Origin of the sequence: Proteus sp. G4380, from assembly GCF_963885725.1 — a bacterium.
Taxonomy (GTDB): domain Bacteria; phylum Pseudomonadota; class Gammaproteobacteria; order Enterobacterales; family Enterobacteriaceae; genus Proteus; species Proteus mirabilis.
Genome location: NZ_CAWPAV010000094.1, coordinates 45556 through 57303, shown reverse-complemented (window position 1 = coordinate 57303; position 11748 = coordinate 45556). Strand labels below are relative to the sequence as shown.

Below are 11748 nucleotides of genomic sequence, written 5' to 3'. Positions count from 1 at the left end.
GACTCGAACGCCCGACCAATTGATTAAAAGTCAACTGCTCTACCGACTGAGCTAACGACCCATACCTAACTGTGTGATATTGCGTAAAATAACCGGATGAAGTGGTGGGCGGTATTGGGCTCGAACCAACGACCTCCTCCTTGTAAGGGAGATGCTCTACCAACTGAGCTAACCGCCCACTTCATAATGACTAAATTCTCATTACCACGCTTTAATGTAATTGGTGGGCGGTATTGGGCTCGAACCAACGACCTCCTCCTTGTAAGGGAGATGCTCTACCAACTGAGCTAACCGCCCAATTACATTAAATAATACAACTATCACAACGAATAATAATGGTGGGCGGTATTGGGCTCGAACCAACGACCTCCTCCTTGTAAGGGAGATGCTCTACCAACTGAGCTAACCGCCCGTCGTGATGGGGTGCATTATAGGGATACTGCGCTATGAGTCAACGATTTTTATCGGTTTTTTATCGTAAAAATGATCGTTCGTTTTATTTTTAGTCAAGATGCTTTTTTTAGCACCATAACTGACACAGCAATTAACCAAAATAATCCGTTGTTGTTACTTCGTCAAACAAAAAATAACCTATTTGAAATTTTTCTGCAGGTTAAAAGCTTAATGCCATTGAGGAATTAGCATCCAGTGATAAAATAAAGCAACAATTTCGTTTTTTTGATAATCACGGTTACTTATCTTCTATTTTTGGCTCCTTATATAAGAAAGAATATAAGTAAAACGTACTAAGGCAATCTCAATGAGTAAAATAAAAACCCGTTTTGCACCAAGTCCTACAGGCTATCTACATGTTGGTGGTGCTCGTACTGCACTGTATTCCTGGTTATTTAGCCGTCACAACAAGGGTGAGTTTGTACTGCGTATTGAAGACACCGATTTAGAACGTTCAACTCAACCTGCCATTGATGCAATTATGGACGGTATGAATTGGTTAAATCTAAACTGGGATGAAGGTCCTTACTATCAAACCAAACGCTTTGATCGTTATAATCAAGTTATCGATCAAATGTTAGCAGCTGGTACTGCTTATCGTTGTTATTGTTCTAAAGAACGTTTAGAGAAACTACGTGAAGATCAAATGGCGAAAGGTGAGAAACCTCGCTACGATGGTTGTTGCCGTCACGGTGATCACAACCATACCCCAGATGAACCCCATGTAGTTCGTTTTTTAAATCCTCAAGAAGGATCTGTGATTTTTGATGACAAAATTCGTGGCCCGATTGAGTTTAGTAACCAAGAGCTTGATGACTTAATTATCCGCCGTACTGATGGTTCACCTACCTATAACTTCTGTGTGGTGATTGATGACTGGGATATGGAAATTACACACGTTATTCGTGGTGAAGATCATATCAACAATACCCCTCGTCAGATCAATATATTAAAAGCACTTGGTGCTCCAGTACCTGAATATGCACACGTATCCATGATCTTAGGCGATGATGGTAAAAAATTATCTAAACGCTATAACGCAGTGAGTGTAATGCAATATCGTGATGACGGTTATTTACCAGAAGCGTTATTAAACTACTTAGTACGTTTAGGTTGGTCTCATGGCGACCAAGAGATCTTTAGCATCGATGAAATGATTAAAGATTTCACTTTAGAAGCTATTAGTAAATCAGCAAGTGCGTTTAATACTGACAAATTACTTTGGTTAAACCATCACTATATTAATACCTTACCTGCTGAACAAGTAGCCGTACACCTAGATTGGCATATCAAACAACAAAATATTGATACTAGTAATGGCCCATCACTGGTTGAATTGATTAAATTACTCGGCGAGCGTTGCAAAACATTAAAAGAGATGGCGGAAAGTTGTCACTACTTTTATGTTGACTTTGATAGTTTCGAAGAAACCGCGGCGAAAAAACACTTACGTCCTGTCGCTCGTCAACCATTAGAAGTAGTTCGTGATAAATTATCAGCAATTACTGATTGGACAGCGGAAAATGTACATAAAGCAATCCAAGAAACCGCTGAAGAATTAGAAGTTGGTATGGGTAAAGTCGGTATGCCTCTACGTGTTGCTGTCACAGGTGCGGGCCAATCTCCTGCACTAGATGTTACTGTTCATGCTATTGGTAAAGCTCGTAGCATCGCTCGTATTAATAAAGCATTAGATTTTATTACTGACAGAGAAAATCAAGCTTAATTGAGCTGATTATCTTATTTCACAACGAAGAGTCGTCACTTATTTTTAAGCGGCGACTCTTTTTTTGTATTCTTTTTCATCAATCAATAAATAATGTGAGATTAAGTGATTGACAGCATTGTGCTTGTTGCCTATTATCAAGCCCGTTCCAGTATGTTGGGGCTATAGCTCAGCTGGGAGAGCGCTTGCATGGCATGCAAGAGGTCAGCGGTTCGATCCCGCTTAGCTCCACCAATATACTTTTGAACAATCCATTATGTGGGGTTATAGCTCAGTTGGGAGAGCGCTTGCATGGCATGCAAGAGGTCAGCGGTTCGATCCCGCTTAGCTCCACCAGAATCTTAAGATCCTGAAGAGAAATCTTCAGGATTTTTTATTTTCACCAATGTATTCACTTAATTAGTGATTAACACTACCCGCAAAGATAAAACTACTGCGCAGTATATCCCCCATCTACCGCATAAAAAGCGCCTGTTGAAAAACTACTCTCATCTGAAAGTAAAAAGGCCACCATATTAGCCACTTCTTTTCGCGTTGCCATTCGCTTCATGGGATGTGTTGATGCCATCCATTGACGGACTTCATTCGGTAACTGTTGCATTCGCGGTGTGTCTACATACCCAGGCCCTATTGCATTCACACGTATACCTTGCTGTGCAAATTCCAAGGCGGCTGAACGGGTGATCCCTAACACAGCATGTTTGGCTGCAGTATAAGCAGAAATTCCGGCAATACCGACAATACCATTTGTCGAAGATAAATTAACGATACTCCCTCCACCACTTCTTAGTAAGGCCGGAATACCATATTTCAATCCGTAAAATACGCCGTTAATATCGGTATCCATAACCGCTTTCCAATCATCAATATTATAATCAACAATCGATGTATTGTGCGGACCTGTAATACCTGCATTATTCACTAATCCATGTAATGCGCCTGTTTGTGCTAATATTGTTTCAAACATGCTTTTAACTTGCTCAGGTAATGTCATATCTGCTTGTAATGCTATGACTTTTTCACCTGTAGGATCGATTGTGTAAGCGGTTTTTTTAACCTGTTCTAATTGTCGTCCACTTATAAAGACTGTTGCACCCGCTTGATATAATCGTTGGGCAACGCCTTCCCCTACTCCTGTTGCAGCCCCAGTCACTAACACCGTTTTGCCTTCAAAATAGCTCATATTCACCTCAGTTCACTTAGTTTAAGTAATTAACTTTAGTTAATCATGTTAAATAGGATATTTGATTAACTAAAGTTAATCAATATAGATTTTCTTCAGCTAAAATGAGCTGTTATTATTAACTTCAATTAATTTGATAGAAAAATGTAGGTACTAATGGAGCAACTTGAGCTAGAAAACGCCCTATCGCTTTTACAGTGTACTCTGGTTGCACAACGCACCCGTTATACACCAGAGCAAGTAACTTGGGGACAATATGATATTTTAGAATTATTGCGTTTACGCGGTGATTTAACGCCATCTCAACTTTGTGAAATTTTAGCTATCTCACGCCAAAATTTATCTAAGTTTATGCGAGGATTAAAATCATTAGGTTTTATTGCTCAGGATCGTTCTAAGAAAGATAAACGTGAATTAATTACGCATTTAACAGATGAAGGTAAAGCTTTTTTAGCAAGAGCCGCTTTAGGCCGAAAACAGAACGCACAGAAGCTACAAGCGCAATTAACACCTGCAGAACAAGCTATGTTTATTGAATTGAGTCATAAAGTTATTAACGCACTAATAGCGGATAAGTTACCTACAGAGCCTGATTAACGCGACTGCTTTAATGGTTTTAGTACCCCTTCTAAGCCATCAATTTTAATTGCTAGGGTCATTTCCATTAGTTGCCCTAGCTTTCCTTCAGGGAAGGTGCCTTTCTTGGCAAACCACAATAAATACTCTTCAGGTAAATCCACCAGCATTCGCCCTTTATATTTACCAAATGGCATTTGTGTGTTGGCTATATCAATAAGATGCTGTTTTTCTAGCATGATCTCTATCGCTTTATCGAGAAGGAATGATAAGGATTATAAGGTAATTTAACGATAAAAAAAGCAGTACCGACGGGTACTGCTTGATTTATGTTACATGATAACTAAGTTATCCATCTTACATTGTTATTTATTTCACATGCTATCTGTCTTATCTCAATGATTAAACAAACAGGCCTGTGATAGCAGCAGATAAGAAGCTAACTAGCGTAGAACCAAATAGTAATTTAAGACCAAAACGAGAAACCACATTACCTTGCATTTCGTTCAGACCTTTAATAGCCCCTGCAACAATACCGATAGAAGAGAAGTTAGCAAATGAGACTAAGAAGACAGATAAGATCCCAACAGAGCGTGGTGTTAATTCAGCAGCCAGATCTTGCAAGCTTCCCATCGCGACGAATTCATTAGAGACTAATTTAGTTGCCATCACACTACCTACACGTAATGCATCTTGCTCAGGCACACCAATCACCCATGCTAATGGATAGAACACATAACCTAAGCAATCTTGGAAACTAATACCGAAAATCATACTAAAGATAGCGTTTACCGCAGCAATTAATGCGATAAAACCAATCAACATTGCCGCAACGATTAAAGCAACTTTGAAACCAGCTAAGATATATTCACCTAACATTTCGAAGAAGCTTTGACCTTCATGCAGATTCCCCATCTGGATATCTTCTTCATTTTCAACAGAATATGGGTTAATCACTGATAAAATAACGAAAGTACTGAACATATTCAGAACCAGTGCAGCAACAACGTATTTAGGATCAAGCATAGTCATATAAGCACCAACAATTGACATTGATACCGTAGACATCGCTGTCGCCGCCATAGTGTACATACGGCGCTGAGACATTTTGCCCAATACATCTTTATAAGCGATAAAGTTCTCAGATTGGCCAAGTACTAAGGAGCTAACCGCATTAAACGATTCTAGTTTCCCCATACCGTTCACTTTGGACAGCACTGTACCGATAATGCGGATCACGAAAGGCAATACTTTGATATGTTGCAAAATACCAATTAATGCAGAAATAAAGATGATAGGACATAATACATTCAAGAAGAAGAATGCTAGACCACCTTTCATCATACCACCGAAGACAAACTCAGTACCTTGTGCGGCATAACCTAATAAGTGATCAAATAGCCCAGCGAAACCACGGACAAAACCTTCACCAATATCAGAATTGAGGAAGAACCATGCCAATGCGATTTCAATAATTAATAACTGCACAATATAACGCAGACGGATCCCTTTGCGGTTATTACTTGCAATAAATGCTAATGCACCAATAACTGCGAGAGCCAAAACAAAGTGAATGATAGAAGACATGCATGCTCCAAAAATAAAAATAAATCTTGGAGAGCATTTTATGTAACGCGTAACATTACGATGTGATTATTGTCACAATACAGTGAAACCATATACACACTATTTATTAAATAAGATAGGTTGATCACACTTTAGGAGTAACTTAAGTAACACGAAATGTGAATTTAGCTTAAGTTAAAGATGCTACTGAGAACTGCTCTCAATAGCATCTAAGATTATTGTAAACGATTATTTAGATTGATCAAGCAAGCGGATCATTTCGTCTTCATCAATAACAGTAATACCTAATTCATTTGCTTTGGCTAATTTAGAACCCGCCGCTTCACCAGCAATGACCATATCTGTCTTTTTCGAAACGCTACCACTCACTTTTGCACCAAGTGCAACTAATCTATCTTTTGCTTCATCTCGCGTTAATTGAGAAAGAGAGCCTGTCAGCACGACTGTTTTACCAGCAAAAGGATTATCACCTGCTTCATGAGTAGCCACAACCGGTGCCGGCCAAGTAATGCCAATGTCATTAACAAGTTGATCAATCACATTTTTATTATGTTCTTCTTGGAAAAAATTAACCACATGCTTTGCAACAATATCACCCACATCAGGAACTGCCTTTAAGGCTTCAATATTTGCTTCACGTAATGCCTCTAATGAAACAAAATGAGCGGTTAATCCATTGGCCGTTGCTTCTCCTACTTCACGAATACCAAGGGCATAGATAAAACGGGCAAAAGTGGTTGATTTTGCTTTTTCTAATGCATTAAGCAGTTTTTTGGCTGATTTCTCCCCCATACGTTCTAAACCAGATAAGATCTTTTCATCTAAACGGAATAAATCAGCCGGTGTTTTGACATACTCTTTTTCAACCAATTGGTCGATAATTTTATCTCCCATGCCGTCAACATCCATCGCACGACGAGAAACGAAATGTTTAAGCGCCTCTTTACGTTGCGCTGCACAAATTAATCCCCCCGTGCAGCGGGCAACAGCCTCACCTTCTATACGCTCAATATCAGATTGACAAATAGGGCATTGGGTTGGAAAAACAATTTCTTGTGCATTCTCAGGGCGTTTTTCTTCAATCACACTCACAACCTGAGGAATAACATCGCCTGCACGGCGAATAACCACCGTATCACCAATACGTAATCCTAAACGTTCAATTTCATCAGCATTATGAAGTGTGGCATTACTGACTATTACCCCTGCCACTTGTACGGGATCTAAACGAGCGACAGGTGTAATCGCCCCTGTACGCCCCACTTGAAATTCAACATCTTTAATCACCGTCATCTGCTCTTGGGCTTGGAATTTGTAAGCAATCGCCCAACGGGGAGCACGAGACACAAATCCCAACTCTTCTTGTAGAGCTATATCATCTACTTTGATAACCACACCATCAATATCAAAGCCTAGATTAGGGCGAATTTCTGCTACATGATGGTAAAAATCAAGTACAGCTTTAGTTCCTGTACATAATTTAATAGCATCACTAACAGGTAATCCCCATTTTTTAAATTGCTGTAAACGTGCATAATGGCTTGTCGGTAATTCACCGCCTTCAAGCACGCCAACACCATAACAGAAGAAAGTCAAAGGGCGCTTGGCTGTAATACGAGGATCTAACTGACGTAATGAACCCGCTGCTGCATTACGAGGATTAGCAAATACTTTTCCTCCCGTGCGTCGAGCTTCTTCATTTAAATGCTCAAACCCTTTTTCAGTCATAAAGACTTCTCCACGAATTTCAATTCGTGCGGGGATATTATCGCCATATAAACGCAAAGGAATGGCTTTAATGGTTCTGACATTCTCAGTAATATTTTCTCCAGTGGTACCATCACCACGGGTTGCAGCTTGTACTAAGCGACCATTTTCATATAGTAGACTTACCGCAAGTCCATCTAATTTTAATTCACAACAAAAAGTGATCTCTTCATTATTTTTCAGACGGTCACGTAAACGTTTATCAAATGCTAAATAGGTTGTTTCATCAAAAGCATTATCTAAAGAGAGCATTGGAATTTCATGCCTAACTTGCTCAAAAGCCGTTAAAGGTAATGCCCCTACCCGTTGAGTAGGAGAATCTGGGGTAATGAGTTCAGGATGTTCGGCTTCTAATGCTTTTAGCTTATTCATTAAGCGATCGTATTCAGCATCAGGAATTTCAGGTGCGTCCATGACATGATAGAGATATTCATGGTGACGTAGTGTAACGCGAAGTTCATCAATTTGTTGTTGAATATTTTGATTCATGAGGTATCACCAAAGAAAGAAAAGCCCCCGCAAGCGGGGGCTGAGGTTGTTGGCAATGTGAGAAAAACCAAATTTCCCCACTTTGTATTATCAGCCGAAAATCAAGTCATTAATTTTCCTGATTTCTTTAAATCTATCCAACCTAGCACCGCAAGCGAGCTTTTGATAAAAAGACTATTGATGTAAATCTAGTGTTCTACGAATTCTAGATTTATAAAGTTCAATTTTTTGTGGTGTTAACAGTTTGCGCTCTTCATCAAGCACAACACCGCCCACATCAGAGGCAATACGCTGAGCTGCTTGCAACATCAATTTAAAGTTTTGATTAGCATCACCATAAGATGGCACCATCATAAACATGGATACGCCAGGCGTGGTTAATTCAGCCATCGTATCAATATTGAAAGTACCCGGTTTTACCATATTGGCAAGACTAAACAATACAGGGCCATTACCCGTCGGGTTAAGATGTCGATGGAAAATATTCATCGCACCAAACTGGAAACCCGCTTGAATAATGCTCTGCATTAACACCTCACCGTCAAGCATTTGACCATGATGAGCACTGACATTTAATACTAATACCAGCTCTTCCTCTGCTTTTGGCTCTTCTGATCCAGATAAAGCTTGCTCAGCTTGTTTCACATCAGATGAGGTTTCAGCATCCAATGGCCTATCTGTATCAGTGGTATGTATTTCATCACTAGCAACAGAGTTCGACGATACTGGCACTGGCTCTACATCGGCAAGTTTTGTCTCACTAATATCACCTTCTTTTACATCAGCATGGTTTACCTCTACCTCGGGTATCGGTTGCTTTTGCTGAGGCGCAGAGTCATTATTTTGTTCAATAACATCAAAAACACCAAGACTAGGCTCTCGTTGTAATGAAGTATCGTTAGAATGTCCCTGTGCTGGTGTTCCAGACATAAGTGGATCTTTATCTGCAACTGAGGATTGTGGCGCAAGTGTTGGCTCCGATTTAACCGGTGGCACACTTTGAGCCTCCTGCGTTGAAGTTAAAGACGACATCTGATGATTTGCCTCAGTATACTGGGGTTCATCATCGTTCTCATCTGACTGATAATTCTGTTTCTGACGTTTTACTGGGCGATTACGGAAAAGCTTAGAACGCTCTTTTCGACCAATCCATAAGCCGTGTAATAACAAAGCTATGATTAAAATCGCACCAACAACGATTAATATCAGACGCAAATTTTGCTGCATCATTTCTATCTCTGTTGTCTTGAGGTTTAATAGCCACAATGGCGAATATTACTTTTACTAAGAGTATTTGCCAATGCTTATAAGTGCAAGCCAATACTTAATTTTCTTGTCACAAAGATACACTCTTCAATACCTTATGCGCATTTTTTAGACAATTTATCACTAGTAAGGCTGATTATCTCTCTATATGATACTAGCTTGCCCTTATAGGAGAGAATAGGAAGTATGACAAATTTGACAGAATCGACCAAAAATTTAAATGGATTTCACTATTTTGCACTTGGGTGGCGATTAATTACTCGCCCAGGTCTAAAACGTTTTGTTATTTTACCCTTACTTGCCAATATTATTATTCTCGGTAGTGCCTTTTGGTGGTTATATGGCCAGATTGGTGAAATGGTCAATTGGATGATGGAAAAAGTCCCTGATTGGCTACAGTGGTTAAGCTATGTTATCTGGCCACTGTCAGTTATTTTTATTTTGCTGGTCTTTACCTATTTCTTTAGCACCATAGCTAATATTATCGCTTCGCCTTTTAATGGATTATTAGCGGAAAAATTAGAAGGCCAAATAACGGGTATTAATCCTCCGGATACCGGTTTATTAGGTATTACAAAAGATATTCCACGTATTTTAAAACGAGAAATCATCAAGGTCGTTTATTATTTGCCAAGAGCCATTGTATTGTTATTGCTCTATTTTGTTCCCGTTGTTGGACAAACTGTCGCCCCAATTCTTTGGTTTATATTTGGCGCTTGGATGATGGCAATCCAATATAACGATTTTCCATTCGATAACCATAAAGTCTCTTTCGCCAATATGAAATCAACGCTGAAAAAAGACAAATGGAACAATTTACAATTTGGTATGGTAATTAATATCTTCACTATGATCCCAATCTTAAACCTAGTCATTATGCCGGTTGCAATTTGTGGTGCCACTGCCATGTGGTGTGATCGATATCGTCATCAACATGTACAAGCAGGCCAGTGGTAATACCACTGGTTTCATTGTGATTAGAATCTTTTGGAATAAAAAGTAAAAAAAGTTATAAGGATATTCATAAAGCTTATTTCCATCTTTTGCTTGATGGCGTATGGTAATTTCATCTGACCTTATAAAAAATCATGTACCGAGGATAAAAATGAGCAAAATTTTCGAAGATAACTCGCAAACTATTGGCCATACCCCCCTAGTTCGTTTAAAACATTTCGGTAATGGCAATATCTTAGCTAAAGTAGAATCTCGTAATCCAAGCTTTAGTGTAAAATGCCGTATCGGTGCAAATATGATTTGGGATGCAGAAAAAAAAGGTATCCTGAAACCCGGCGTAGAGCTAGTTGAGCCAACCAGTGGTAATACTGGGATTGCTTTGGCTTATGTAGCTGCCGCACGTGGCTACAAACTGACACTGACTATGCCTGATACCATGAGTATTGAGCGCCGTAAATTATTAAAAGCATTAGGCGCTAACCTTGTGTTAACTGAAGGCGCTAAAGGTATGAAAGGAGCGATTGATAAAGCGAACGAAATTCGTGATAGCGATCCTAGCCGTTACCTTCTACTACAACAATTTAGTAATCCAGCAAACCCAGAAATTCATGAGAAAACCACAGGCCCTGAAATTTGGAATGACACTGATGGCAAAGTTGATGTAGTTATCGCAGGTGTCGGAACGGGTGGTACTATCACGGGTATTGGTCGCTATTTGAAAAATACCCAAGGTAAAGCTGTCACTATGGTTGCGGTAGAACCTAAAGATTCTCCTGTTATTAGCCAAGCATTAGCAGGTGAAGAAATTAAGCCTGGTCCACATAAAATCCAAGGTATTGGTGCAGGTTTTATCCCTGAAAACTTAGAGTTATCACTATTAGATCGCGTGATCCAAATTACTAACGAAGAAGCATTTGAAACAGCTCGTGACGTTATGACCAAAGAAGGTATTTTAGCGGGTATTTCATCCGGTGCGGCAATTGCTGCTGCTGTGAAATTAGCTAAAGAGCCAGAATTTGCTAATAAAGAAATCGTAGTGATTTTACCTTCTTCAGGTGAACGTTATCTCAGCACCCCACTTTTTGCTGATATCTCTGACAGCTAAATCGCGTCACCTAAAATGTAAAATATTTATTAAAAAAGCACCTTGAGGGTGCTTTTTTTGTGGTAGAGATCAAACTTTGTTATCCAGATAGGTGATTTATTCTGTCGAGTTTAGTATTTAATCAAGTAATTATTTCGAAGGTCGAAATTAATCAGAAAATAGGCAAGTGATAAAAACAGCACTGCTTTCAATTTCTGGGGACTATTTTTATCGGATAACGTAACATGGCTTATATTATCTGATATTGCTACGCAAAGCAGGACAATTTCATCTACACTTACTAAGTCCTGACTTAATGTGAATAATTGAGTTATAAAAGGAAAAAATCCTATGTACCAGCAAGAAGTTACTATTACAGCACCAAACGGCTTACATACTCGTCCTGCAGCACAGTTAGTAAAAGAGGCTAAAACTTTCTCTTCTGATATTAGCCTTATTTCTGGTGGTAAATCAGCCAGCGCGAAGAGCTTATTCAAATTACAAACTTTAGGATTAACCCAAGGTACTGTAGTCACTATTTCTGCTGAAGGCGAAGATGAAAAACAAGCAGTAGAACATTTAGTTAAGTTAATGGCTGAGTTAGAGTAATCCAGTTACCTTTCGCTATTCATTAACGTCCTATTTTCCCCTGAAAATCGCTCA

The 11748-nt window shown here is 39.3% G+C and carries 10 protein-coding genes and 5 tRNA genes; 7 read left to right on the top strand and 8 right to left on the bottom strand.

From position 1 onward, the window contains the following. Positions 1 to 102: 102 nt before the first annotated feature. The 3 genes from AACU98_RS08380 to AACU98_RS08370 all read right to left on the bottom strand — a co-directional run bounded on the left by AACU98_RS08380 (position 103) and on the right by AACU98_RS08370 (position 412). A tRNA-Val gene (locus tag AACU98_RS08380) sits at positions 103 to 178 on the bottom strand. Between the two features lie 43 nt (positions 179 to 221). Next, positions 222 to 297: transfer RNA gene (locus tag AACU98_RS08375), tRNA-Val, on the bottom strand. Between the two features lie 39 nt (positions 298 to 336). Next, positions 337 to 412: transfer RNA gene (locus tag AACU98_RS08370), tRNA-Val, on the bottom strand. Between the two features lie 348 nt (positions 413 to 760). On the opposite strand from AACU98_RS08370, the gene gltX reads away from it, so the two are divergent. From gltX to AACU98_RS08355, 3 genes are all read left to right on the top strand, one after another. Then, entirely contained in the window at positions 761 to 2179 is a 1419-nt protein-coding gene (gene gltX / locus AACU98_RS08365; protein ID WP_004243784.1) for a glutamate--tRNA ligase, read from the top strand. Positions 2180 to 2337: 158 nt separating this feature from the next. Next, positions 2338 to 2413: transfer RNA gene (locus AACU98_RS08360), tRNA-Ala, on the top strand. Positions 2414 to 2439: 26 nt separating this feature from the next. Then, positions 2440 to 2515, top strand: a tRNA-Ala gene (locus AACU98_RS08355). Between the two features lie 94 nt (positions 2516 to 2609). Here AACU98_RS08355 and AACU98_RS08350 read toward each other — a convergent pair. Then, complete coding sequence (locus tag AACU98_RS08350; RefSeq protein WP_161735815.1) at positions 2610 to 3362, bottom strand: SDR family NAD(P)-dependent oxidoreductase; 753 nt, start codon at positions 3360 to 3362, stop codon at positions 2610 to 2612. A 156-nt stretch (positions 3363 to 3518) separates the two neighbouring features. Here AACU98_RS08350 and AACU98_RS08345 point away from each other — a divergent pair, with 156 nt between their 5' ends. Continuing rightward, positions 3519 to 3959 (top strand): MarR family winged helix-turn-helix transcriptional regulator, encoded by a 441-nt coding sequence (locus AACU98_RS08345; RefSeq protein WP_004248417.1) that lies wholly within the window; start codon positions 3519 to 3521, stop codon positions 3957 to 3959. Here the strand turns inward: AACU98_RS08345 and AACU98_RS08340 are convergent. The 4 genes from AACU98_RS08340 to zipA all read right to left on the bottom strand — a co-directional run bounded on the left by AACU98_RS08340 (position 3956) and on the right by zipA (position 9011). After that, positions 3956 to 4177, bottom strand: a complete 222-nt coding sequence (locus AACU98_RS08340; RefSeq protein WP_161735813.1) for a DUF3820 family protein — start codon at positions 4175 to 4177, stop codon at positions 3956 to 3958. The two genes, AACU98_RS08345 and AACU98_RS08340, sit on opposite strands and share 4 nt — an antisense overlap. Positions 4178 to 4340: 163 nt before the next feature. Further along, positions 4341 to 5525 (bottom strand): NupC/NupG family nucleoside CNT transporter, encoded by a 1185-nt coding sequence (locus AACU98_RS08335; protein WP_004250649.1) that lies wholly within the window; start codon positions 5523 to 5525, stop codon positions 4341 to 4343. A gap of 228 nt (positions 5526 to 5753) precedes the next feature. After that, positions 5754 to 7781 (bottom strand): NAD-dependent DNA ligase LigA, encoded by a 2028-nt coding sequence (gene ligA, locus AACU98_RS08330; RefSeq protein WP_046334448.1) that lies wholly within the window; start codon positions 7779 to 7781, stop codon positions 5754 to 5756. Between the two features lie 174 nt (positions 7782 to 7955). After that, on the bottom strand, positions 7956 to 9011 hold the full coding sequence (zipA, locus tag AACU98_RS08325) for a cell division protein ZipA (RefSeq protein WP_041701191.1): 1056 nt from the start codon (positions 9009 to 9011) through the stop codon (positions 7956 to 7958). Between the two features lie 222 nt (positions 9012 to 9233). Here zipA and cysZ point away from each other — a divergent pair, with 222 nt between their 5' ends. The 3 genes from cysZ to ptsH all read left to right on the top strand — a co-directional run bounded on the left by cysZ (position 9234) and on the right by ptsH (position 11694). Further along, the gene (cysZ, locus tag AACU98_RS08320) at positions 9234 to 10004 is read left to right on the top strand and encodes a sulfate transporter CysZ (protein WP_004248421.1); all 771 of its coding nucleotides are present in this window, start codon (positions 9234 to 9236) and stop codon (positions 10002 to 10004) included. Between the two features lie 148 nt (positions 10005 to 10152). After that, a complete protein-coding gene (gene cysK / locus AACU98_RS08315) occupies positions 10153 to 11106 on the top strand; it encodes a cysteine synthase A (protein ID WP_004248422.1) in 954 nt (317 codons plus the stop codon). Between the two features lie 330 nt (positions 11107 to 11436). Then, positions 11437 to 11694 carry a phosphocarrier protein Hpr gene (gene ptsH, locus AACU98_RS08310; RefSeq protein ID WP_004243798.1) on the top strand — a complete coding sequence of 86 codons (258 nt, stop codon included), beginning with the start codon at positions 11437 to 11439 and terminating at the stop codon, positions 11692 to 11694. Positions 11695 to 11748: the final 54 nt, after the last annotated feature.